The organism is Ornithinimicrobium murale, from assembly GCF_003352835.1.
GTDB classification, from domain to species: domain Bacteria; phylum Actinomycetota; class Actinomycetes; order Actinomycetales; family Dermatophilaceae; genus Ornithinicoccus; species Ornithinicoccus muralis.
The window spans coordinates 1-23318 of record NZ_QLVD01000010.1 but is presented as its reverse complement, the minus strand read 5'-3'; the positions used below and the strand labels follow the sequence as shown (position 1 = coordinate 23318).

At 70.9% G+C, this 23318-nt stretch carries 21 protein-coding genes; 19 read left to right on the top strand and 2 right to left on the bottom strand.

The genetic code is table 11. From position 1 onward, the window contains the following. Positions 1 to 40: 40 nt before the first annotated feature. Positions 41 to 1498, top strand: a complete 1458-nt coding sequence (locus DPQ65_RS03340; RefSeq protein WP_114905973.1) for a GuaB1 family IMP dehydrogenase-related protein — start codon at positions 41 to 43, stop codon at positions 1496 to 1498. Between the two features lie 75 nt (positions 1499 to 1573). Here the strand turns inward: DPQ65_RS03340 and ppgK are convergent, their stop codons facing one another. Both ppgK and map read right to left on the bottom strand, forming a co-directional pair. Continuing rightward, the gene (gene ppgK / locus DPQ65_RS03335; RefSeq protein ID WP_114905972.1) at positions 1574 to 2338 is read right to left on the bottom strand and encodes a polyphosphate--glucose phosphotransferase; all 765 of its coding nucleotides are present in this window, start codon (positions 2336 to 2338) and stop codon (positions 1574 to 1576) included. A gap of 17 nt (positions 2339 to 2355) precedes the next feature. Next, a complete protein-coding gene (map, locus tag DPQ65_RS03330; protein WP_114905971.1) occupies positions 2356 to 3219 on the bottom strand; it encodes a type I methionyl aminopeptidase in 864 nt (287 codons plus the stop codon). Positions 3220 to 3263: 44 nt separating this feature from the next. Between map and DPQ65_RS03325 the strand changes: the two genes are divergently transcribed. The 18 genes from DPQ65_RS03325 to tyrS all read left to right on the top strand — a co-directional run bounded on the left by DPQ65_RS03325 (position 3264) and on the right by tyrS (position 22936). Beyond that, a complete protein-coding gene (locus DPQ65_RS03325) occupies positions 3264 to 3497 on the top strand; it encodes a methionine aminopeptidase (RefSeq protein ID WP_114905970.1) in 234 nt (77 codons plus the stop codon). A gap of 42 nt (positions 3498 to 3539) precedes the next feature. After that, positions 3540 to 4877, top strand: a complete 1338-nt coding sequence (locus DPQ65_RS03320) for a glutamine synthetase family protein (RefSeq protein ID WP_114905969.1) — start codon at positions 3540 to 3542, stop codon at positions 4875 to 4877. Then, the gene (locus DPQ65_RS03315) at positions 4874 to 7999 is read left to right on the top strand and encodes a bifunctional [glutamine synthetase] adenylyltransferase/[glutamine synthetase]-adenylyl-L-tyrosine phosphorylase (protein ID WP_114905968.1); all 3126 of its coding nucleotides are present in this window, start codon (positions 4874 to 4876) and stop codon (positions 7997 to 7999) included. The genes DPQ65_RS03320 and DPQ65_RS03315 overlap by 4 nt, the downstream gene beginning before the upstream one ends. A 76-nt stretch (positions 8000 to 8075) precedes the next feature. Then, positions 8076 to 8705, top strand: a complete 630-nt coding sequence (locus DPQ65_RS03310) for a hypothetical protein (RefSeq protein WP_114905967.1) — start codon at positions 8076 to 8078, stop codon at positions 8703 to 8705. Then, positions 8702 to 9436, top strand: a complete 735-nt coding sequence (locus DPQ65_RS03305) for a HisA/HisF-related TIM barrel protein (RefSeq protein WP_114905966.1) — start codon at positions 8702 to 8704, stop codon at positions 9434 to 9436. The genes DPQ65_RS03310 and DPQ65_RS03305 overlap by 4 nt, the downstream gene beginning before the upstream one ends. After that, a complete protein-coding gene (locus DPQ65_RS03300) occupies positions 9429 to 10364 on the top strand; it encodes an SseB family protein (RefSeq protein WP_114905965.1) in 936 nt (311 codons plus the stop codon). Before DPQ65_RS03305 ends, DPQ65_RS03300 begins: the two co-directional genes overlap by 8 nt. Positions 10365 to 10773: 409 nt before the next feature. Further along, the gene (gene infC / locus DPQ65_RS03295; protein ID WP_238146657.1) at positions 10774 to 11361 is read left to right on the top strand and encodes a translation initiation factor IF-3; all 588 of its coding nucleotides are present in this window, start codon (positions 10774 to 10776) and stop codon (positions 11359 to 11361) included. A gap of 73 nt (positions 11362 to 11434) precedes the next feature. Then, positions 11435 to 11629: a 50S ribosomal protein L35 gene (gene rpmI, locus DPQ65_RS03290; protein WP_114905963.1), complete on the top strand. Its 195-nt coding sequence runs from the start codon at positions 11435 to 11437 to the stop codon at positions 11627 to 11629. Between the two features lie 32 nt (positions 11630 to 11661). Then, a complete protein-coding gene (gene rplT, locus DPQ65_RS03285; protein ID WP_114905962.1) occupies positions 11662 to 12060 on the top strand; it encodes a 50S ribosomal protein L20 in 399 nt (132 codons plus the stop codon). 32 nt (positions 12061 to 12092) lie between these two features. Continuing rightward, positions 12093 to 12899, top strand: coding sequence for a TrmH family RNA methyltransferase (locus DPQ65_RS03280; protein ID WP_238146656.1), 807 nt, complete (start codon positions 12093 to 12095; stop codon positions 12897 to 12899). Between the two features lie 246 nt (positions 12900 to 13145). After that, positions 13146 to 14246 (top strand): phenylalanine--tRNA ligase subunit alpha, encoded by a 1101-nt coding sequence (gene pheS / locus DPQ65_RS03275; protein ID WP_114905961.1) that lies wholly within the window; start codon positions 13146 to 13148, stop codon positions 14244 to 14246. Next, positions 14246 to 16795, top strand: coding sequence for a phenylalanine--tRNA ligase subunit beta (pheT, locus tag DPQ65_RS03270; protein ID WP_114905960.1), 2550 nt, complete (start codon positions 14246 to 14248; stop codon positions 16793 to 16795). Before pheS ends, pheT begins: the two co-directional genes overlap by 1 nt. Further along, positions 16792 to 17565, top strand: a complete 774-nt coding sequence (locus DPQ65_RS03265) for an SDR family NAD(P)-dependent oxidoreductase (RefSeq protein ID WP_114905959.1) — start codon at positions 16792 to 16794, stop codon at positions 17563 to 17565. Before pheT ends, DPQ65_RS03265 begins: the two co-directional genes overlap by 4 nt. Before the next feature lie 78 nt (positions 17566 to 17643). Continuing rightward, positions 17644 to 18600 carry a phosphotransferase family protein gene (locus DPQ65_RS03260; protein ID WP_114905958.1) on the top strand — a complete coding sequence of 319 codons (957 nt, stop codon included), beginning with the start codon at positions 17644 to 17646 and terminating at the stop codon, positions 18598 to 18600. 48 nt (positions 18601 to 18648) lie between these two features. Then, the gene (locus DPQ65_RS03255; protein ID WP_114906178.1) at positions 18649 to 19179 is read left to right on the top strand and encodes an arginine repressor; all 531 of its coding nucleotides are present in this window, start codon (positions 18649 to 18651) and stop codon (positions 19177 to 19179) included. Positions 19180 to 19336: 157 nt separating this feature from the next. Then, positions 19337 to 20758, top strand: coding sequence for an argininosuccinate lyase (argH, locus tag DPQ65_RS03250; RefSeq protein ID WP_114905957.1), 1422 nt, complete (start codon positions 19337 to 19339; stop codon positions 20756 to 20758). Then, positions 20755 to 21405 (top strand): DNA-3-methyladenine glycosylase, encoded by a 651-nt coding sequence (locus DPQ65_RS03245; RefSeq protein ID WP_114905956.1) that lies wholly within the window; start codon positions 20755 to 20757, stop codon positions 21403 to 21405. Before argH ends, DPQ65_RS03245 begins: the two co-directional genes overlap by 4 nt. 265 nt (positions 21406 to 21670) lie before the next feature. Next, positions 21671 to 22936 (top strand): tyrosine--tRNA ligase, encoded by a 1266-nt coding sequence (gene tyrS / locus DPQ65_RS03240; protein ID WP_114905955.1) that lies wholly within the window; start codon positions 21671 to 21673, stop codon positions 22934 to 22936. The last annotated feature ends 382 nt before the right edge of the window (positions 22937 to 23318 follow it).

Genomic DNA, 23318 nt, shown 5'->3' with positions numbered 1-23318 from the left:
GATCACCGTCCTTTCGGGTCGGCCACGTAGGCTGCTGGGCGTGGAATTCCTGGGTGGCACGCAGCCGCAGCACGACCTGACCTACAACGACGTCTTCATGGTGCCGTCCCGGTCGGCGGTGACCTCGCGGATGGACGTTGACCTCACCACCCCGGACGGGGTGGGCACGACGGTGCCCATCGTCGTGGCCAACATGACCGCGGTCTCCGGCAAGCGAATGGCCGAGACGGTGGCCCGTCGTGGCGCCATCGCGGTGCTCCCGCAGGACATCCCGGTGGAGGCGATCCAGGAGACCGTGACGGCGGTCAAGGCTGCCCACCCAGTGTACGAGACGCCCATCGTCGTCGAGCCCGGAGCGCCTGTGGCGCAGGCGCTCTCGGTGATGGGCAAGCGGGCGCACCACGCCGCCGTCGTGGTCCAGGACGGACGCCCGCTGGGCATCGTGACCGAGGAGGACTGCACGGGGGTGGACCGGTTCACCCAGGTGCGCGACGTGATGCAGGAGCCGGAGGTGGTCATCCCGGAGGGGACCGACATGCGAGAGGCCTTCGATCTGCTCGACAGCCAGCACATCTCCCTCGCGCCGGTCGTCGAGGGGGACACCCTGCGCGGGGTGGTGACCCGTCGCGGCCTGCTGCGCTCGGCGATCTACACCCCCGCCCTCGACGGGCAGGGACGGCTCCGCATCGGCGCGGCGGTGGGCATCAATGGTGACGTGCGGGCGCGGACCGAGGCGATCCTCTCCTTCGGGGTCGACGTGCTGGTTGTGGACACCGCGCACGGGCACCAGGAGAAGATGATCGAGGTCCTGCCTGCGGTGCGCGCGGCGCGGGATGCCCATGAGCAGGCGACCGGTGTCCGGGTGCCCCTGGTCGCCGGCAACGTGGTCTCTGCAGAGGGCGCCAGGGACCTGGCCGACGCCGGAGCGGACATCGTCAAGGTCGGTGTCGGTCCCGGGGCCATGTGCACCACCCGGATGATGACGGGCGTGGGCCGCCCGCAGTTCTCCGCCGTGCTGGAGTGCGCCGCTGCGGCCAAGGACTCCGGGGCGCAGGTGTGGGCCGACGGGGGCGTGAAGTATCCGCGGGACGTCGCTCTCGCCCTGGCGGCCGGAGCGGGCAGCGTGATGATCGGCTCCTGGTTCGCCGGCACCTATGAGAGCCCCGGTGACCTGCAGCACGATGGTGCCGACAAGCTCTACAAGGAGAGCTTCGGCATGGCCTCGGCCCGGGCGGTCAGCCACCGCACCCGGGACCGCTCGGCCTTTGACCGCGCCCGTCTCGCGCTGTTCGAGGAGGGCATCTCCAGCTCCCGGATGTATCTGGACCCGGAGCGGCCCGGTGTCGAGGACGTGCTCGACCAGATCGTCTCCGGCGTCCGGTCGGCGTTCACCTACGCCGGCGCCACCACGATCGGCGCCTTCCACTCCCGGGCGATCGTCGGCATCCAGGGCGCGGCAGGCTATGACGAGGGCCGGCCCCGCCACACCTCCTGGTAACCCATTTTTGGGGAGGTTCGGACCGGTCCAATCCTCCCCAAAAATGTGCCTGGACCGGTCCGGACCTCCCCAAAATTAGTGGGAGGCCTGCCAGGCGGCGCCGATGATGCCGGCGTCGTTGCGCAGGTGCGCCGGCACGATCACGGTGCGCAGGTCCAGCAGCGGCAGGAACTTGTCGGCCTTCTTGGACACCCCGCCCCCGACGATGATCAGGTCAGGCCAGAGCAGGTCCTCGACGTGGCGGTAGAACCGCTGCAGCCGCTCGGCCCAGTCCTCCCAGGACAGGTCCTTGTCCTCCCGGACGCTGGAGGCGGCGCGGTGCTCGGCCTCCTCCCCGTCCAGCTCGAGGTGGCCGAGCTCGGTGTTGGGCACCAGCTGGCCACCGACGAAGAGGGCTGACCCGATGCCGGTGCCCAGCGTCGTCAGCAGCACCACACCCTCCTGGGCATGGCCCGCGCCGAAGTGCATCTCGGCCTGCCCCGCCGCGTCGGCGTCGTTCATCACCACGACGGGGCGACCCAGGACCTGGGTGAACAGCTGGTCGGCGTCGGTGTCGATCCACGAGTCGTCGATGTTGGCGGCGCTCTTGGTCACCCCGTGGTGCACGACAGCAGGGACGGTGACGCCGACGGAGGAGTCCTGGCCGACCTCGTCGGCGAAGTCCTCTGCGATCTGCGCGACGATCTCGGCAACGTCCTGGGGCCTGGCCTTCGAGGGGGTGTCGATGCGGACCCGTTCGGCGGCGAACTCGCCCTTGTCCAGGTCGACCGGGGCACCCTTGATGCCGCTGCCGCCGATGTCGATGCCCAGGACCAGACCCTGGCCGGTGGACGTGCTCATGCGTGACTCCTTGTCGCTCAGGGCAGTGTCAGGATCTCGTTGCCGGTCTCGGTGATCAGGATCATGTGCTCGAACTGCGCGGAGCGTCGCAGGTCAGCGGTCACGACCGTCCACCCGTCGCTCCACTCGGTCCAGTCCGGTGTCCCCAGGTTGAGCATCGGCTCGATGGTGAAGGTCATCCCCGGCTCGATCAGCTGGCCGTACTCCGGCGCAGCGTCGTAGTGCGGAATCACCAGACCCGAGTGGAAGCTCTCACCGATCCCGTGACCGGTGTAGTCGCGCACCACGCCGTAGCCGAAGCGCTTGGCGTAGGACTCGATGACCCGGCCGATGACGTTGATCGGGCGGCCGGGCACCGCTGCCCTGATCGCGCGCCGCAGGGACTCCTCGGTGCGCTCCACGAGCAACCGGGACTCCTCGTCGACCTCACCCACCAGGAAGGTCGCGTTGTTGTCGCCGTGCACGCCGCCGACGAACGCGGTGACATCGACATTGACGATGTCGCCCTCCTCGAGCGGTCGGGAGTCGGGGATGCCGTGACAGATCACCTCGTTGACCGAGGTGCACAGGGACTTGGGGTAGCCGCGGTAACCCAGCGTGGAGGGATACGCCCCGTGGTCCAGCATGAACTCGTGCCCGATCCGGTCCAGCTCATCGGTCGTGACCCCCGGCGCAACCGCCCTGCCGACCTCGGCCAGGGTCTGCGCACCGATCCGGCCGGCGATGCGCATCCGCTCAATCGTGTCGGCGTCCTTGACCTCCGAGCCGGTGAACGGCGCCGGCGCCGGCCGGTCGACATACTCGGGTCGCTCGATGGTGGCGGGGACAGCCCGCCGCGGGGAGACCTGTCCGGGGGCAACGGTTGCGGTGACACTCGGCATACGGTGGAGTCTAGGCATCAGACCCCGGTGACAAGGAGACGAGCATGCCCTACTGGTACAACGTGAGGACCGGCACGGTCGAGGCCCACGACGACCCGGCCCGCGCGCGGGGCGGCGACCTGATGGGTCCCTATGAGACCGAGACCGAGGCCTCCAGCGCGCTGGAGGCCGCCCGCAAGCGCACCGAGGCCTGGGACGAGGCCGAGCGTCGCGAGCGCGAGTGGGAGACCGGTGACCCGGACTCCAACTACTCCGACAACAACCCGCTCAACGGCTGACCGGGGAGGGGGAGCGTCGGTCCGATACGGCAGGATGAGCCCATGGATCGTCAGCAGGAGTATGTCCTTCGCACCATCGAGGAACGCGACATCAAGTTCGTCCGGCTGTGGTTCACCGACGTCCTGGGGGCGCTGAAGTCGGTGGCGGCCGCCCCGGCCGAGCTGGAGCAGGCCTTCCTGGAGGGCATCGGCATCGACGGCAGCTCCATCGAGGGCTTCACCCGGGTCTACGAGGCGGACATGATCGTCCAGCCCGACGCGAGCACCTTCACCGTGCTGCCGTGGCGCGGGGACAACCCCGGCACGGCCCGGATGTTCTGCGACATCCGGATGCCCGACGGGTCGCCGGCGGGCAGCGACTCCCGGCACGTGCTGCGCAGGGCCCTGGACTCGGCGGCCGAGGACGGCTTCACCTTCTACACCCATCCCGAGATCGAGTTCTACCTGTTCAAGGAGCCCTACGACGCCTCCGTGGGCCCGGTCCCGATCGACCAGGCCGGCTACTTCGACCACGTGGCCCGCGGGGACGGCCACGACTTCCGGCGCGCCGCGATCACCATGCTGGAGAAGATGGGGATCTCGGTGGAGTTCAGTCACCACGAGGGTGGGCCGGGCCAGAACGAGATTGACCTGCGGTATGCCGACGCCCTGTCCATGGCGGACAACATCATGACCTTCCGCACGGTCGTCCGGGAGGTCGCGCTGCAGCACGGGGCGTTCGCCTCGTTCATGCCCAAGCCGCTGGCTGACCATCCTGGCTCGGCGATGCACACCCACGTCTCGCTGTTCGAGGGGGACCGCAACGCGTTCTACGAGCCGAGCGCCAACTACGAGCTCAGCACGACGGGGCGACGGTTCACAGCGGGGGTGCTCCGGCACGCCCGGGAGATCACGGCCGTCACCAACCAGTGGGTCAACTCCTACAAGCGGATCTGGGGCGGCGGTGAGGCACCGGCGCACGTCTGCTGGGGCCACAACAACCGCAGCGCGCTGGTCCGGGTGCCGATGTACAGCATCGGCAAGGGGCACAGCCGTCGCATCGAGATCCGGTCGCTGGACTCGGCCTGCAACCCCTACCTGGCCTACGCATTGATCCTGTCCGCGGGGCTGAAGGGGGTGCGCGAGGGCTACGACCTGCCGCCGGAGGCCGAGGACGACGTCTGGGCACTGACGCCCGGCGAGCGGCGCGCCATGGGCATCGAGGAGCTGCCCCAGTCCCTCTCGGAGGCGATCGCCGTGATGGAGTCCAGCGAGCTGGTCGCCGAGACGCTCGGGGAGACGATGTTCGACTTCTTCCTGCGCAACAAGCGGCAGGAGTGGCACGACTACCGCGCCCAGGTGACGCCCTTCGAGCTGGACCGCTACCTGATCCGGCTGTGAGCACCCAGCCGTTGCCCGGCCACCTGGTCCGCGCCGGGTTCACCGACGCGCGGCGGGCCGAGCGACTCCTGGCCGAGCTGCTCGAGAGTATGCCGAGGGGCACCGACGTCGAGCGGCTCACCGGCGACCTCTCGGTCGTGGCCGACCCGGACGGCGCCCTGCTCGGGATGGTGCGCCTCGTCGAGGAGGACCCGGACACGGCCCCGGTGCTCGCCGAGCCGGGCACCGCCCGGGACCGGGTGCTCGCGGTGCTGGGTGGGTCGACGGCACTGGCCGACCACCTGGTCCGGCACCCCGAGCACACGGAGGTGCTCGCTGACCCCGCACCGTTCGGGCGGGGCCGCCTGCTGCCGACGCCCGAGGAGCTCACCGAGCGCCTCACCTCCGCCGTCGCTGGGCACACCGACCGCGAGGGCATGGACGCGCTGCGGGTGGCCTACCGGCGCGAGCTGCTCCTGATCGCCGCAGCCGACCTGACCGCCGAGGACCCCACCGACCTGCTGCCCGCTGTCGCCGCCGCCCTCTCCGACCTGGCCTGCGCGGCGCTGGAGGCCGCCCTGGTGCTGGCCCGTGCCGAGACCGAGGGGGCCGACCTGGTGCGCTTCTCGGTCATCGGGATGGGCAAGACCGGAGGTCGCGAGCTCAACTACGTCTCCGACGTCGACGTCGTCTTCCTCGTCGCCCCCCTGGGCCACGCCGCCGATGGCGACTCCGGTGACGACCCCGCCCACGATGGTCCCGACCACCGGGCCCCCGGGGACGCGGACGGGGCCGGCGAGCACGCGGCATACGACGAGGCCGTGTCGATCGGCGCCCGGCTGGCCACGGCCATCGTGCGGATCTGCGGGCAGTCCACGGGTGAGGGCACGCTGTGGCAGGTGGATGCCGCACTGCGACCCGAGGGCAAGAACGGTCCACTGCTCCGGTCGCTGGACTCACACCGGGAGTACTACACGCGCTGGGCCAGCACCTGGGAGTTCCAGGCGCTCCTGAAGGCGCGGCACGCCGCCGGCGACACGGGGCTGTCCCGGGAGTGGCTGGACCTGGTGCAACCGATGGTCTGGGAGGCCAGCGCCCGCGACGGCTTCGTGGAGAACGTCCAGGCGATGCGGCGCCGGGTCGAGGAGCACGTGCCCGCGGCGGAGGCACCGTGGCAGCTCAAGCTCGGTCCCGGCGGCCTGCGGGACATCGAGTTCAGCGTCCAGCTGCTGCAGCTGGTGCACGGACGCACGGATGCCGAGCTGCGCTCCGGGACCACCCTCGAGGCGCTCGCGGCGCTGCGTGACGGCGGCTACGTGGCGCGCGACGACGCCCACGCGCTGGACGAGGCCTACCGCTTCCTGCGGGTCCTGGAGCACCGGATCCAGCTGTATCGCCTGCGTCGCACCCACCTCATGCCCTCCACCGAGAGTGACCAGCGCCGGCTCGGACGGTCGCTGGGGGAGCGACGCGACGCGGCCGCCAGCCTCGTGCAGCGGTGGCGGGCGCAACAGCGTGAGGTGCGCCGGCTGCACGAGCGGCTGTTCTACCGTCCGCTCCTCGCGGCCGTGGCCAGGCTCAGCAGCGACGAGGTCCGACTCTCGCCCGAGGCGGCACGGGAACGGCTCAGCGCCCTGGGTTTTCGGGACCCGGCCGGTGCGATGCGTCACCTGGAGTCACTCACCGAGGGCGTCTCCCGGCGGGCCACGATCCAGCGGCACCTGCTGCCGGTCATGCTCGGCTGGTTCGCCGACGGAGCCGACCCTGACGCCGGGTTGCTGGCCTTCCGCCGGATCAGCGACACCCTCGGGACCACCCACTGGTATCTGAAGATGCTGCGCGACGAGGGCAGCGCCGCCGAGCGCCTCGCTCACGTGCTCTCGACCAGCCGGTATGCCGTGGAGCTGCTGATCAGGGCCCCCGAGTCGGTCTCCCTGCTGGGTGAGGCGACCGGCCTCCGGCCGGTGGGTCGGGAGATCCTGCGCGCCCGGATGGTGGCCGCGGCCGACCGCCACGCTGAGCCGGATGACGCCTTCACCGGCATCCGGGCCGTGCGGGCCAAGGAACTGCTCCGGCTGGTGCTGGCCGACCTGGTCGGGGAGATCGACCAGCCCGCCCTGCGGGCTGCGTTGACCGAGTTGACTGATGAGTTGCTCGCGGCCGCCCTGAGGGTCGCCACCCGGTCCGTCGTCGGCGAGGGGGAGCCGGCTGCCCGCATGCTGATCATGGGCCTGGGCCGACTCGGTGGGCGCGAGGTGGGCTACTCCAGTGATGCCGACGTGCTCTATGTCTATGAACCGGTCGAGGACTCGGCGGCCGCGGCGGAGCAGGCGGCCGACATCATCACGCGCCTGCGCAAGGGGCTCTCGGGCAGCGGGCCCGACCCCGTGCTGGAGCTCGACGCCGGTCTGCGGCCGGAGGGCAAGTCCGGCCCGCTGGTCCGCAGCCTGGAGTCCTACGCCTCCTACTACGAGCGCTGGTCAGCCGGCTGGGAGTCCCAGGCGCTGCTGCGTGCCCGTGCTGTCGCCGGCGACGAGGACCTGGCCGCCCGCTTCACCGCGTTGATCGAGCCGCTGCGGTGGCCGGAGGGCGGCATCGACGCTGCAGCGGTCCGCGACATCCGGCGCCTGAAGGCCCGGATGGAGGGCGAGCGGTTGCCGCGTGGGGCTGACCCCCGCACCCACTTCAAGCTCGGCCTGGGCGGTCTGACCGATGTCGAGTGGGTCGTCCAGCTCAACCAGCTCCAGCACGCACACCAGCACGAGGGGCTGCGCACGACGGGCACGCTCGCGGCCCTGCACGCCGCGGTCGAGGCGCGGCTCATCTCCGAGGAGGACGCCTCGGTGCTGCGCCGGGCCTGGACCCTGGCCTCACGGCTGCGGGATGCCGGGGTGCTCTGGCGCGGTCGGCCGGTCGACTCGGTCCCCAGCGACAGCCGCGAGGCCGAGGGGGTCTCCCGGATCGCCGGGCGCCCGCCCGGGCACGGCGCCGACCTCGCTGATGAGTGGCGACGCAGCGCCCGTCGCTGTCGGCACGTGGTGGAGCAACTGCTGTACGGCGGGCCGTTGGGACACGACCAGGGGCTGAGTCCACGGGCGAGTGAGCCGACCCGACCCGGAGGACAGCGGCCGCACCCCCGGTGACCGGTCCGCATACGTCGGGGATGGTGGCCGTGCGTGGGAGTCGTTCCTCGGCGCTCCTCCTTCGTAGGATGGAACGGTGAGCACCCGTCCCCGTCCTGCCGTCGGGGGTGAGCGCTCTGGACTGCTGCTGGTGCGCGGGGACCTGCCGGCGGTCTCGGCCTGGGTGCGCCGGGGAGTCGTGCCGGCAGCCGTCGTCCCGCTGGAGGGCTGGACAGCCGTCCTGCCCGAGGAGGAGTCGTTCGCTGAGCCGCCCTACACCGATGGTGCCCTGTTGCTCGCTGGCCGACACGTCCCGCGCAAGTTGGGGCCGGCCCTGGGGTTCTGGGTCGTGCAGGGTCGTGCTGTCATCACCGTGCAGACCCGCGGTCGACGTGGCATCCGGTGGGTGGTCTGGGAGCCCGAGCGGGGCATCGTCACGCCCCCCGACCTCCCGGTCGCCGGCCCGGTGACCCTGCAGCGCGTCGCCGGGGGCGGCCACCGCAGCGAGCTCGTCGAGATCCTGCACGAGCTCTATGTCCAGCCCGACCGGTTGCTGGCGGCGGTGGTGGCCGTCCTGGAGCTGCCCGGTGCCCGCCTCCTGGTGGACGCCAGCGGGGTCGCAGACCTGCCAGGCGCGACGTCGGTGCTGCCGGCGCCCCGGGAGGTCGGCTACTTCAGAGACGCCGTCCGGGATGCGGTCACCCTGCGTCAGGAGCTGGAGGCGTGAACACCCCGCTGACGTTGTTGCCCGCCGTCGACATCGCAGGCGGTCGAGCCAGTCAGGTCGTCGGCGACGGCGAGGATGACCCGGCCCGGGTGGCCAGCGGCTGGACCGCCGCCGGTGCGCGTTGGCTGCACCTGGTCGACCTGGATAGAGCCTTCGGACGTGGTGACAATGCCGGACTCATCGCCGAGTTGGTCGCGGCGCAGCCTGTGCCGGTGCAGGTCTCTGGTGGCATCGCCGACGATGCTTCCCTGGCGCTGGCCCTGGCGACCGGTGCAGCACGCGTCAACCTGGCCAGCACGGCGCTGCGTGACCGGGGCTGGGTCCGGCAGGTGGTGCGCGAGCACGGTGAGCGGATCGCGGTCGGCATCGACGTGCGCGGTCACGAGGTGGTGGCACGGGGGAGTGAGGCCAGGCTGGGCACGTTGGATGACGTGCTCGCCGACCTGGACGGCACGGGCTGCCGGACCTACGTCGTGGCGGACGCCTCGCGCGACGGCAGCCTGCACGGGGCCGATGACCACCTGTTCCGCTATGTCGCCGAGCGTGTGGATGGTGAGGTGATCGCCTCAGGAGGCGTGGCCTCTCTGGAGGATCTTGCCCGGCTGCGGTCACTGGCTCGCGTCGGCGTCAGTGGCGTGGTCCTCGGCGCCGCGCTTTATCAAGGGGCGTTCACGCTGGCCGAGGCCCTGGACGTCGCGGCGGGGCCGGATGGAGGAGACGAGCATGACTGAGCATGAGGGCTCGAGCCCGGAGGCCGATCGCTCCCGGGGGGACATCCCGGACCGCGAGGACGCCGGGCAGGTCCAGCGCCGCTTCACCGGTCACGACCCCGCCGCGGGCACCGACACCGGCGGCACCCCGTGGGCAGGCCGGCAACTCACCAGCACCGGCTTCGACGGTGACACCGGCACGGCTGATGCCGACCTGCTGGCGCTGCTCACGAGCAGAGCCGCTGGGGCAGCGAACCAGGGTCCCGGCGCGGCACCCGCGAGCGCGGCACCCTCAGGCGCGGCACCGCCTGGCGCAGGCCAGGATGCGGCCCTAGAGGGAGCCTTCGACTCAGACACCCGCTTGGTGGAGCTGGTCGCTGCCGCGCGTCTGCTCGTGCCCGTGGTCGCCGTCGCCGGCGAGACGACCGAGGTCAACCGCCTGGTCAGCGATGCCACCAGCGACATGGCGGCGGTCACGCTGACCGCGCCGGACGGGCGCAAGGCCCTGCCTGCCTTCACGAGCCTGCAAACCCTTGGCGGCTGGGACGCCAGCGCCCGCCCCGTGCCGGTGACCGCCCAGCGGGCAGCTCAGGCCGCAGTCCAGGAGGGGTGCCACGAGGTTGTGCTCGATGTCGGGGCGCCCAGCTACGGGGTGCTGCGGGGCTCGATGGTCTGGGCACTGGCGATGGGCCGCCCGTGGGCGCCTGCGCACCGCGACCCGCAGGTGCGGGCAGCCGCCGAGGCGGCCGTCGCCGAGGAACCGTCCGTGGTGCGCGTCGCCCTCGCCGGCGGGCACGGCGGAGCCCTGCGGGTCGACCTGGCGCTGCACCCGGGCCTGACGGCCGAGGACCTGCAGCAGGTCGCCCAACGGGTGGGTGAGCGCATCGCCGTCGATGGCGAGGTCCGCGCCCGCATCGACGCCCTGGCCTTCACGATCTCGGCGGGTTGAGCCGGGACAGCTCTCCAAGCACCGGGACGTCTCAACGTACCGGGGGTGTTCTCGAGCACGCGCGCGATGCGAAGGGTGTGGCCCAACCCTGCTACCATGGACGCATCCAGGTGTTCCACGGTGTTGCAGCGTTCGCGCTGAAGCCCACGGGACACTGTGCAAGTGAGGCCTTGAGCTTCCACCCGCGTCGACCTGTTGGGTTGCCGGGTCACTGGTCCGCCACCCGTGAGGGTGAGGCAGTTGGTGGGGTGACCCATCGGCATACGCCTTGGTCTTTGGCGGAACTCCAGGCCTCTCGTGCACCCGTGCCGAGGGGCCTCTTCTTGTGTGCGGGTGGTGTCCACTGACCTGAACGAAGGAGTAGGCAATCAGCGAGCCTCGAATCAACGACCGCATCCGGGTCCCGGAAGTGCGGTTGGTTGGCCCAAACGGTGAGCAGGTGGGGATCGTGCGCGTCGAGGACGCGCTCCGCCTCGCCGCCGAAGCAGACCTCGACCTGGTCGAGGTGGCCCCCATGGCGCGACCGCCGGTGGCCAAGCTCATGGACTTTGGCAAGTACAAGTACGAAGCCGCCGTGAAGGCCCGTGAGGCACGGAAGAACCAGGTCAACACGATCATCAAGGAGATCAAGCTCCGCCCGAAGATCGACAGCCACGACTATGAGACCAAGAAGGGTCACGTCGTGCGCTTCCTCAAGGGTGGCGACAAGGTCAAGGTGACGATCATGTTCCGTGGCCGCGAGCAGTCGCGGCCCGAGCTGGGCTTCCGGCTGCTGCAGAAGCTGGCCGAGGATGTGGTCGAGCTCGGGTTCGTCGAGAGCGCACCCAAGCAGGACGGCCGCAACATGGTGATGGTGCTCGGTCCGGCCAAGAAGAAGACGGCCGTGCGCAACGAGAAGCGTGCCGAGAAGGCTGCCTCTGCGGCGGCCGAGGCGTCCGAGAGCGACACCGGCGAGGCCGCCGAGTCGCCGCAGGACACTCAGAGCACCGCCAGCTGAGTCAGCAGCACCAGGAGTTTCCACGCAAGCACGCGGCCCGACCGGGCTGCATCGAGCAATGAGGAGTCGGCACATGCCGAAGATGAAGACGCACAGCGGCGCCAAGAAGCGCTTCCGGGTGACCGGGACGGGCAAGGTCATGCACCAGCGCGCCCGCCACGTCCACAAGTTCCAGGAGCGCACCGCCACCGCGGCCCGCCGTCTGGCCAACGACAAGGTCCTGTCCGCGCCGGACGAGAAGACCGCCAAGAAGCTGCTCGGCCGCTGAGCCAGCACCCAACTACTTAAAGGAGTACTCACGTGGCACGCGTGAAGCGGGCGGTCAACGCCCACAAGAAGCGCCGGGTTACCCTCGAGCGCGCCAGCGGATACCGGGGCCAGCGGTCCCGCCTCTACCGCAAGGCCAAGGAGCAGGTCACCCACTCGCTGGTCTACAACTACCGTGACCGTCGCGCCCGCAAGGGTGACTTCCGTCGCCTCTGGATCCAGCGCATCAACGCCGCGGCCCGCGCCAACGGCATGACCTACAACCGGTTCATCCAGGGCCTGAAGGCCGCGGAGGTCGAGGTCGACCGCCGCATGCTGGCCGAGCTGGCCGTGCACGACGAGGCCGCCTTCACCGCGCTCGTCGAGATCGCCAAGGCCAACGTCCCGGCGCAGGCTGAGAACGCCGCCTCCGGCGACACCTCCGCCGCCTGAGCGACCGCACCACTTCGTCGGCCCAGGGCACCGTGACCGCCGACTCCTCGTTGCTGAGCAACCCTCGCAGCGACCGGGTCAGGTCGGTCCGGTCCCTGGGCCGTCGTGCTGTCCGGGCGCGGACTGGCCGGTTCGCCGTGGAGGGACCGCAGGCCGTCCGCGAGCTGTTGTCGTATGCCGGCCACGCCGCCCGAGACCTGTACCTCACCGCCTCGGCCACCGAGCGGCATACGGACATCGTCGAGCTGGCCGGGGCGGCTCAGGTGGCGGTGCGGCTGTGCACCGATGAGGTGCTGGCAGCCATGACCGACACCCCGCACCCGCAGGGCATGATCGCCGTTGCCGAGCCGGTCGACGTGCCCCTCGCCGACGCTCTGGCCTCCGTCGGGAACGGCTTCGTGGTTGTGCTCACCAACGTGCGTGATCCCGGCAACGCGGGCACCGTCCTGCGCGCTGCCGACGCCTTCGGGGCGGCCGCCGTCCTGGTGAGCGACGCCAGCGTCGACATCTACAACCCCAAGGTGGTGCGCTCCACGGTGGGGTCGCTGTTCCACCTGCCGATCAGTGTCGGGACGCCCGTGCCCGAGGTGCTGGCGGCCTGTCGTGCCGCCGGCCTGCGAGTGCTGGCTGCCGACGGCTCGGGCCAGACCTCCCTGCCGGACGTCGACCTGTCCGTGCCGCACGCTTGGGTCATGGGCAACGAGGCCTGGGGGCTGGAGGCGGAGGTTCGTGACCTGTGCGACGACGTCGTGTCGATCCCGATCGTGCGCGCGGAGTCGCTGAACCTGGCGATGGCCGCGACCGTGTGTCTGCACGCCTCCTCCTCCGCTGCCCGCTGACAGGTCCAACGCCTCGCGCACCTGCGCGTCAACCCGCAGAGTGAGCGCTCGGCACAGTTCGCCCCGGCCGCCCGCTGCCTCTTGACCGTGGCACGAGCACGGGAACTACCCGTGATGTGCCGAGCGGTGTGCTGGGTAGAACCCGGGCAGGCGAGCAGGACTGGGCACGTGCCCCGGCGCCGGCCCGGGACGAGGTCGCGGCAACCCTTTCGTCGCGGCGACGCCGGCCGACTTAGACTCGGGCGCGTGTCCGGACCCAACACGAACTATGACCCCGTCGAGGTGAGCGCCCTCGACCCTGCGGTGATTGAGGAGAACGTCACCGACGCCCTCGCTGCCATCACCGCGGCGGCCAGCCTCGAGGAGCTCAAGGCAGCCCGCATTGCGCACGCGGGCGAGAAGAGCCCGCTGGCCCTGGCGAACCGCGAGATCGGAGCCCTGCCGCCCAGCGCCAAGGCCGAGGCCGGCAAGCGCGTCGGTCAGGCCCGGGGCCAGGTCAACCAGGCACTGGCCACCCGCCAGACCGAGCTGGAGGCCGAGCGCGACGAGCGGATTCTGGTGGAGGAGGCGATGGACCTGACCGTGCGGCCGGATCGCCGCCCCTTCGGACACCGCCACCCGCTGACGCTGACTGCCGAGCGGATGGCCGACGTCATGGTCGGCATGGGCTGGGAGATCGCCGAGGGCCCCGGGGTCGAGGCCGAGTGGTTCAACTTCGACGCGCTCAACTTCGACAAGGACCACCCGGCCCGGCAGATGCAGGACACCTTCTTCGTCGACCCGGCCGACGCGGGCATCGTGCTGCGCACGCACACCTCGCCCGGCCAGGCCCGCTCCCTGCTGGAGCGCGGCGCGCCTCTTTATGTCGCGGTGCCGGGCAAGACCTTCCGCACCGACGAGCTGGACGCGACCCACACACCGGTCTTCCACCAGATGGAGGGCCTGGCCGTTGACGAGGGCCTGACCATGGCACATCTGCGGGGCACCCTGGACCGCCTGGCGAGCGAACTGTTCGGTGAGGGCCTGAAGACACGGCTGCGTCCGGCCTACTTCCCGTTCACCGAGCCCAGCGCCGAGATGGACTTCCAGTGCTTCGTCTGCCGCGGACTACCGACTGCCGCGCCATGTCGTACATGTGGCGGGACCGGCTGGATCGAGTGGGGTGGCTGCGGCATGGTCAACCACAACGTGCTGCGCGCCTGCGGGGTCGACCCGGAGCGTTACCAGGGCTTCGCGTTCGGCATGGGGGTGGAGCGGTCGCTGATGTTCCGCAACCACCTGGCCGACATGCGGGAGATCATCGAGGGAGACGTGCGCTTCAACGCGCAGTTCGGGATGGAGATCTGATGCGGGTTCCCCTTGACTGGCTGAGGGAGTATGCCGAGGTGCCGGACGGCACGACCGGCACCCAGGTGGCGGCTGACCTGGTGCGGGTCGGCCTGGAGGAGGAGGGCCTGCACGGCGGGGACGTGCAGGGCCCGCTCGTGGTCGGCCGCGTCCTGGAGATGACCCCCGAGGAGCAGAAGAACGGCAAGACGATCAACTGGTGCCAGGTGGACGTCGGAGCGGCCAATGGCACCGGCGAGCCGCAGGGCATCGTGTGCGGCGCGCACAACTTCGCGGCCGGCGACCTGGTGGTGGTGATCCTGCCCGGTGGCGTGCTGCCCGGGAACTTCCAGATCTCGGCGCGCAAGACCTACGGCCACGTCAGCGCCGGCATGATCTGCTCCTCGCTCGAGCTGGGCCTGGGGTCCGACCACGACGGCATCATCGTGCTCACCGACTGGCTCGGCGCTCGGGCCGAGGGGCTGCAGCCCGGGCAGGACGCGATCCCGCTGCTCGGCCTGGACCGGGAGACCGTCGAGGTCAACGTGACACCGGACCGCGGCTACTGCTTCAGCCTGCGCGGCATTGCCCGGGAGTACTCCCACAGCACCGGTGCCGCCTACCGCGACCCCGCCCTGGTGCGAGTGGTCGACGGCCAGGAGCGCGAGCTGACGGCACCGGCCGCGACGCCCGACGGCTTCCCTGTCGAGCTGCAGGACGAGGCGCCGTTGGACGGCGCCGTGGGCTGCGACCGCTTCGTCACCCGGATCGTGCGCGGCCTCGACCCGCAGGCGCAGACACCCGCCTGGATGGCGACCCGCCTCACCGAGGCCGGGATGCGCCCGATCAGCCTGGCCGTCGACGTCTCCAACTACGTGATGCTCGCCGTCGGTCAGCCCACGCACGCCTACGACCTGGCCAAGGTCACCGGTCCGATCGTGGTGCGCCGCGCCCGACCGGGGGAGAAGCTGACGACTCTGGACGACGTCGAGCGGACACTGGACCCGGAGGACCTGCTCATCACCGACGGTGGCGAGACCGTCCTGGGCCTGGCCGGCGTCATGGGTGGAGCCTCCAGCGAGGTGAGTGAGAGCACGACCGACGTGCTCATCGAGGCCGCGCACTTCGACCCGCGCACGGTGGCCCGCACCTCCCGCCGGCACCGGCTCTCCAGCGAGGCGTCCAAGCGCTTCGAGCGCGGCGTGGACCCCGAGCTCGCCCCCCAGGCGGCTCAGCTCATGGTCGAGCTCATGGTGGAGCTCGGCGGTGGCGCCGCCGATCCGGCGGTCACCGACGCCGGGCAGGTCAGCCAGCCTGAGCCGATCACCTTCGACCCGTCGATGCCGACCCGCTACGTGGGGGTGGACTACACCGTCGACCGCGTGCGTGAGCTGCTCGAGACGATCGGGTGCACGGTCACCGCCGGCGCCGACGGCATCCTCACCGTCACCCCGCCCACCTGGCGCCCCGACCTCCTGACCGGGCCCGACCTGGTCGAGGAGGTGGCACGGATCGACGGCTACGACAAGATCCCGTCGGTGCTCCCGACCGCGCCGGGTGGTCGTGGCCTCACGCACGCCCAGCGGGTGCGTCGCACCGTCGCAGCGGCGCTGGCCGGGCAGGGGCTGGACGAGGTGCTCACCTACCCGTTCGTCGGCGACTCCCGGTTCGACGACCTGGGCTTGGCCGCCGACGACCAGCGCAGGCACGCGGTGCGGCTGGCCAACCCGTTGTCGGACGAGGCGCCGCTGATGCGCACCGAACTGCTCCAGACGCTGCCGGATGCGCTGCGTCGCAACCTGGGCCGTGGCGCCAAGGACGTGGCGCTGTTCGAGATCGACACCGTCACCCACCCCGACCTGGCGCGCAAGGCCCCGGTGCCGGGGGTCGGCGTCAAGCCGGACGACGCGGTGCTGGAGGAGATCCGGGCGGCCGTGCCGCACCAGCCGCTGCATGTGGCGCTGGTGGCTGCCGGGCACAGCGAACGGGCCGGCTGGTGGGGCCCGGGCCGGACCACCGACGTCACCGACATGGTCGGCTGGGCGCACGCGATCTGCGACGCCGTGGGCGTCGTGGTCGAGCGGCTGCAGACCGAGCGCGAGCCGTTCCACCCCGGCCGTTGTGTCGAGCTGGCACTGGCGGACGGCACGACGGTCGGTTGGGCTGGTGAGCTGCACCCGAAGGTCGTCAAGGCCCTGGGTGTGCCCGAGCGCACGGTCGCCGCCGAGCTGGACCTGGACGTGCTGATTGCGGCCAGCGACCGCCGTGCGCAGGGGGCGCCGCTGTCGAACCACCCGCCAGCCGGGTCCGACATCGCCCTCACCGTCCCCCGCAGCGTGAGTTTCGGCGACGTGCAGGAGTCGGTCCGCGCCGGTGCTGGTGACCTGCTCGAGTCGGTGCAGCTGTTCGACGTCTATCGCGGTGACCAGATCGGGGAGGACCAGCAGTCCCTGGCGTTCCACCTGCTCTTCCGAGCACCGGACCGCACCCTGACGACCGAGGAGGTGAACACCGCCCGCGACGCCGCCGTTGCCCGAGCTGCCACAGACCACGGCGCGGTGCAGCGATGAGTATGCCGAGGGTCGCCCTGGTCACCGGTGCCTCGCGAGGCATCGGTGCCATCCTGGCCGACGCCCTGCGCGACGCTGGCTGGCAGGTCGTCGGCCTGTCCCGCAGCGGAGACGACGACCCGAGCGGCGTTCCCACGACCGCCTGCGACGTGACCGATGAGGCGGCGGTGCAGTCAGTCGTCGAGGCGGCGATCGCCGAGCACGGCCGGATCGACCTGCTGGTCAACAACGCTGGCCTGGTGGAGCCTGAGCTGCCGTTGTGGGAGGCCGATCCCGAGCGGTGGTGGCAGGTGCTGGAGACCAACGTGCGTGGGCCGTTCCTGGTCACCCGGGCCGTGGTGCCGCACATGATCGCTGCCGGCGGTGGTCGGGTGATCAACCTGAACAGCGGGTCCGGGACCCGGGAGAGCGACGTCCTCACCGCCTACCACGCGAGCAAGTCCGCGCTGGCCCGGTTGACCGGCGGCGTCGCGCTGGCCGGCGCCGAGCACGGCATCCTGGCGTTCGACCTGGCGCCCGGCGTCATCGAGACCGACATGACGCACAGCATGCAGATGCACCGGAACCGCACCGAGTGGACCAGCCCCACAGACCTGACCGCGCTCGCGCTGGCCATCGCCGACGGCGAGCTGGACGGCTTCTCCGGCCGCATGGTGCGTGCCGGCGCCGACGACCTCGACGTGCTGCGCCAGAAGTCGGCCCAGGGCCTCGGCGAGGGGGAGCGGATGCTCCGCCTCCGGCCCTGGGGCGAGGACGACCCGCTGGCCTGACTTACTCGCTGAGGTCGTCCCGCGACCTGCCGCCGTCTGCCTCCCAGCCCGGTGATGGGTGCTTGTTAGCGTGCGCCCATGTCCGAGACCACCGAGCCGATCAGGTCCCATGGAGTGCGAATCACCTGGGCGGACCTGCCCGAGCAGGTGCGCGCCTGGGTGACCGGCCAGGTCGGGCCGGTCATCGAGGTGCTGCCGCAGCAGGGCGGCTTCTCGCCCGGCACGGCTGACCGGGTGCACGGTGAGCGCGGCTCGGCGTTCGTCAAGGCGGCCGGTGAGCGGCTCAATCCGCACACCCCGGACCTGATTGCCCGGGAGATCGCAGTGCTGGACCAACTGCCGGGGTATGCCGAGGCGCCGGTCCTCCTGGCATCCTTCGACGAGCGCGTGGAGGGGGAGCGCTGGGTCGGCCTGCTGGTGGAGGACATCGCCGGCCGGCACCCGCACACACCGTGGGTGGCGGGCGAGGTCGCCGCCACCCTGGAGGCGCTGCGCGCCCTGGTGGAGCGCCCTCTACCCGAGGGTGTCGCTCTGCCCCGTCTGGAGGTGGACCTGGCCCGTGATCTGTCCCGCTGGCCGCACCTCCTGGCCGACCCACCCGCGGACCTCGACCTGTGGGTGGGCGACAACCTGCACAGCCTGGCCGATCGCGCCCTCGACGCGCCAGACCGCCTGCGCGGGGACTACCTGGCGCACACCGACATCCGGGCGGACAACCTCCTGGTCACAGCGACCGGCCAGGTGCGCGTGGTGGACTGGCCGTGGGCCACTCGTGGCGCGGCCTGGTTCGACACCCTGGTCCTGCTGCTCAACGGGCGCCTGCTCGGAGGACCCGACCCCACGGCATACGAGGGGCAGTTGATGGACCTGGGCGCGAGCGAGGAGGACATCGACGCCGTCCTGACCGGGCTGCTGGGCTACTTCCTGCACATGGCGCGCCTCCCGGCACCGACGGGTCTGCCCACCCTGCGTGCGTTCCAACGCGCCCAGGGGGTCGCGGTGGCGGCCTGGCTGCGTGAGCGGTGGGCCACCTAGGTCGGAGGTCGCCCGCATGACTATGCATGAAACTGTATAGTTGTGCGGGTGAGCACTGCAGAGTTGCCTGCCGGGGGGATCCCGACCACCCGCGCCGCGCGCCACCAACGGATCGTCCACGTCCTGGAACGTCACTCCATCGCTTCACAGTCCGACCTGCTGGAACACCTCGCGCGGGACGGCATCAGCATCACCCAGGCGACGCTGTCCCGGGACCTGCTCGAACTGGGCGCGGTCAAGGTGCGCAAGGGACGCGGACAGGTCTACGCCGTGCCGGCCCAGGGCGGGGACCAGACGCTGCGGCCGGCCTCGGCGGAGGACGGCACCCGCCTGGCCCGCCTGTGTGAGGAGCTGCTGGTCTCGGCCCGCGCGACCGGCAACCAGGCGGTGCTGCGGACGCCTCCGGGGGCTGCGCAGTATCTCGCCTCGGCGATCGACCGCAGCGACAACCCCGACGTGCTGGGCAGCATCGCCGGAGACGACACGATCCTGGTCATCACCCTCGATCCGCAGGGTGGGGAGCGGGTCGCGACGCGCTTCCTGGCCCTGGCCGGCCAGGCAGCCGACGGCGAGCACTGACCAGTCGGCGGCAGGCGCGGGCGCGGCTCCCGCGCTAGCCCGACGCACGTGCTGACCGGACCTACGGTCCGGACACACGACCCGCGAAAGGGCGCGCTGGCGCACCCCGGACAGACCACTGCAGACCACCGACCCGCCCACCAGACACAATGGAGCCATGACCGTGAGCCTCTGGGGCGGCCGCTTTGCCGGCGGCCCAGCCGACGCCCTGACCGAGCTGTCTCGCTCGACCCACTTCGACTGGCGCCTGGCGCCCTATGACATCGCCGGTTCCCGTGCGCACACCCGGGTCCTGCTGGGGGCCGGACTCCTGAGCGAGGACGATGCCGAGATCATGCTCGAGGGGCTTGCTCGGCTGCTGGCCGACGTCGAGTCCGGTGACTTCCTGCCGGCCCCGGACGACGAGGACGTGCACACGGCGTTGGAGCGAGGCTTGATCGAGCGGGTCGGCCCCGACGTGGGCGGTCGGTTGCGGGCCGGGCGCTCCCGGAACGACCAGGTCGCCACCCTCTTCCGGATGTATCTGCGCGAGCACGCCCGCCTCATCGGTGACAAGGTGCTGGCGGTCGCGGAGGCACTGGTCGGCCAGGCGGCACGGCACCCCGAGGTCGCCATGCCCGGCCGGACCCACCTGCAGCACGCACAGCCGGTGCTCCTGGCCCACCACCTGCAGGCGCACGCCTGGCCCCTGCTGCGCGACATCGAGCGGTTGCAGGACTGGGACAAGCGGGCGGGCTTCTCACCCTACGGATCCGGGGCGCTGGCCGGGTCCTCGCTGGGACTGGACCCCGAGGCCGTGGCTCAGGACCTGGGCATGGCCACCTCGGTGGAGAACTCCATCGACGGCACCGCGAGCCGCGACTTCGCGGCCGAGTTCGCCTTCGTGATGGCGATGATCGCGGTCGACATCTCGCGTCTCGCCGAGGAAGTGATCCTCTGGGCGACCGCGGAGTTCGGGTTCGTCACGCTGGATGACGCCTACTCCACCGGCTCCAGCATCATGCCGCAGAAGAAGAACCCCGACGTGGCCGAGCTGGCTCGTGGCAAGGCCGGTCGGTTGATCGGTGACCTGACGGGGCTGCTGGCGACGCTCAAGGGGCTGCCGCTGGCCTACAACCGTGACCTGCAGGAGGACAAGGAGCCGGTCTTCGACCAGATCGACACCCTCGACGTGCTGCTCCCGGCCGTCAGCGGCATGGTCGAGACCCTGACCTTCCACCCCGAGCGGCTCGAGGAGCTGGCACCGCAGGGGTTCTCGCTGGCCACGGACGTCGCCGAGTGGCTGGTGCGCGAAGGGGTGCCCTTCCGGATCGCGCACGAGGTCGCCGGAGAGTGCGTGCGGGTCTGTGAGGGGCGTGGCATCGGGCTGCACGAGCTGTCCGACACCGACCTGTCCGCGATCAGCGAGCACCTCACGCCCGGGGTGCGGTCGGTCCTGACGGTCGCCGGGTCGATCGGCTCCCGCGATGCCCGCGGCGGGACCGCCCCCGCCCGCGTGAGCACGCAGCGCACCCACCTGCTGAAGCAGATCGCGCTGGCGCGACACTGGGTCACCGACCTCCCGCGGATCATCGACTGAGCGTGCTCACCCGCGACTCGCTCACCCGCCCTGCGCTGGAGGTTGCCCCGGACCTGCTGGGGACGGTGCTTGAGCACGGGGACGTCGCGGTGCGGCTGACCGAGGTGGAGGCGTATGCCGGCGCTCAGGACCCCGGGTCCCACGCCTTTCGCGGGGCGACCGACCGCAACAGGGTCATGTTCGGTGACGCGGGGCACCTCTACGTCTACTTCACCTATGGCATGCACACGTGCGCCAACGTGGTGTGCGGTCCGGACGGCGAGGCCCAGGCGGTCCTGTTGCGGGCCGGTGAGGTGATCCGGGGACGGGACCTGGCCCGGGAACGTCGCACGTCGGCACGGACGGGACGGGTCCCGACCGACCGGGACCTCGCACGGGGGCCGGCCCGGTTGGCCCGGGCCCTCGGGCTGAGCCTGGCCGACTACGGCGCGGACCTGCTGGGCGGTGCGGCGATCGCGCTGCGCGGCCCGGAGACCGGGCCGGGTGATGGCTCCGAGCGGGCACGCCCCGTGATCCGCACCGGCCCAAGGGTCGGGCTGCGCGGTCCCGGTGGGGACGGCGCTGCGTATCCCTGGCGGTTCTGGTTGGACGGGGACCCGACCGTGTCGGTCTATCGCCCTGCCGCGCCCCTGCGGTCTCGCACCTGAGGGGAGAGCGGCGACGGTCATCCAGGGCGGTCGGTCACCCGGCAACAGGACCCTGACCAGCCGAACCCGCACTTCGGCCACGCACCTGGCCCGCCGAACCCGCACCTCGGCCACGCACCTGGCCCGCCGAGCCCGCCCCTCGGCATACCGCTCCTCCAGCCGCGTCGCGGAGCCACGTGGGCAGTGGGTGCTCACCCTCTGGTGCAGTCGGTGGACAATGGTGCAGGCTGAACCAGCACATCCGAGCGAGAGACCTGAGGTAGACGTGAGCGACATCTTCGAGGAACTGCAGTGGCGGGGCCTGGTGGCCCAGACCACCGACGAGACCGCCCTGCGCGAGGCGCTGGCCGACGGTCCGATCACGGTCTACTGCGGCTTCGACCCAACGGCTCCGTCGCTGCACTTCGGCAACCTCGTCCAACTGGTGATGCTGCGGCACCTGCAACAGGCCGGGCACCGGGTCATCGTCCTGGTCGGGGGCTCCACGGGGCAGATCGGCGACCCGAAGCCCACGAGCGAACGTGGTCTGAAGACCAAGGAGCAGACCGCCGCCAACGTCGCGCGGATCAAGGCGCTGGTGAAGCCCTTCGTGGAGTTCGAGGGGGACAACCCCGCGCTCCTGGTGGACAACCTCGACTGGACCGCACCGTTGTCCGCGCTGGACTTCCTGCGGGACATCGGGCAGCACTTCCGGGTGAACCAGATGATCCGCAAGGATGCCGTGGCGGCCCGCCTGCAGAGCGACGCGGGCATCAGCTACACCGAGTTCAGCTACCAGATCCTGCAGGCGCTGGACTACCTGCACCTGTTCCGGGAGCACGGTTGCGCCCTGCAGACCGGCGGCCAGGACCAGTGGGGCAATCTCACCGCCGGAGTCGACCTGGTCCACCGGGTCGAGGGGGAGAGCGTCCACGTCATGACGACGCCCCTGCTGACTGACGAGAACGGCCAGAAGTACGGCAAGTCCGAGGGCAACGCCGTCTGGCTGTCCGCGGACATGACCAGTCCCTACGCGTTCTACCAGTACTGGATCAACGTCGCGGACTCCGAGGTCGCCAAACTGCTCAAGGTCTTCACCGCACGGACCCGGGAGGAGATCGAGGAGCTGGAGCACTCCACCCAGGAGCGTCCACACCTGAGGGAGGCACACAAGGTGCTCGCGGCCGATGTCACGACACTGGTGCACGGCGCGGAGGCGACGGCCCAGGTGCAGGCCGCGAGCCAGGTGCTCTTCGGCAAGGGCGAGCCGGCCGAGATCGATGCCCAGACGCTGGCGGATGCCACCGCCGAGCTGCCCGGAGGCGAGGTTCCCGTGGGCGCCAACGTCGTCGATGCCCTCGTGGCCACGGGACTGGCGGAGAGCAAGGGAGCCGCCCGGCGCCTGGTGGGCGAGGGCGGGGTGAGCATCAACAACATCAAGGTCAGCGATGTCGAGCACGTGCTGGGGGAGGACACCTTCCTCCATGGAAGCATCGCGCTCCTGCGGCGCGGACGGAAGAACCTGGCTGCCGCACGACGCGCGATGGCCTGACAGTCGCCCAAAGGGAGCTGCTACGGGCCGCTGACCAGCGGATTTGCGTTTGCCGGGAGAGCTGACCTAATGTTGTCCTTCGCCAGCCCAGCAGGGAGGCACGGACACCCGGTTCACCGGAGTGGCCGGTCCCGCAGGAGCATGGCACACCATCACGCCGAAGCCGGCCGCAGTTCGCTGCACAAGCCGGTTGCACTGAGTGCGTCGGAAGGTGGTACAGTAGTCAGGTTGCCCCAAACGCTGTGCAGACTGGAATGGTTTGTCGGTGGGTGGTGTGTGTCCGATCTTTGAGAACTCAACAGCGTGTCAGTAATCGATGCCAATTTTTACCCTGTCCTGGGGCATGGTGCGCATTCTTTGTGGGTGTGTGGTGTGTTCTGGT

Excerpts from the sequence above, each read along its gene's own strand:
- DPQ65_RS03260 (WP_114905958.1), top strand. The coding sequence starts at position 17,644 with ATGTCCGAGACCACCGAGCCGATCAGGTCCCATGGAGTGCGAATCACC.
- rpmI (WP_114905963.1), top strand. The coding sequence starts at position 11,435 with ATGCCGAAGATGAAGACGCACAGCGGCGCCAAGAAGCGCTTCCGGGTG.
- DPQ65_RS03320 (WP_114905969.1), top strand. The coding sequence starts at position 3,540 with ATGGATCGTCAGCAGGAGTATGTCCTTCGCACCATCGAGGAACGCGAC.
- argH (WP_114905957.1), top strand. The coding sequence starts at position 19,337 with ATGACCGTGAGCCTCTGGGGCGGCCGCTTTGCCGGCGGCCCAGCCGAC.
- pheT (WP_114905960.1), top strand. The coding sequence starts at position 14,246 with ATGCGGGTTCCCCTTGACTGGCTGAGGGAGTATGCCGAGGTGCCGGAC.
- DPQ65_RS03300 (WP_114905965.1), top strand. The coding sequence starts at position 9,429 with ATGACTGAGCATGAGGGCTCGAGCCCGGAGGCCGATCGCTCCCGGGGG.
- DPQ65_RS03265 (WP_114905959.1), top strand. The coding sequence starts at position 16,792 with ATGAGTATGCCGAGGGTCGCCCTGGTCACCGGTGCCTCGCGAGGCATC.
- ppgK (WP_114905972.1), bottom strand. The coding sequence starts at position 2,338 with ATGAGCACGTCCACCGGCCAGGGTCTGGTCCTGGGCATCGACATCGGC.
- map (WP_114905971.1), bottom strand. The coding sequence starts at position 3,219 with ATGCCGAGTGTCACCGCAACCGTTGCCCCCGGACAGGTCTCCCCGCGG.
- DPQ65_RS03325 (WP_114905970.1), top strand. The coding sequence starts at position 3,264 with ATGCCCTACTGGTACAACGTGAGGACCGGCACGGTCGAGGCCCACGAC.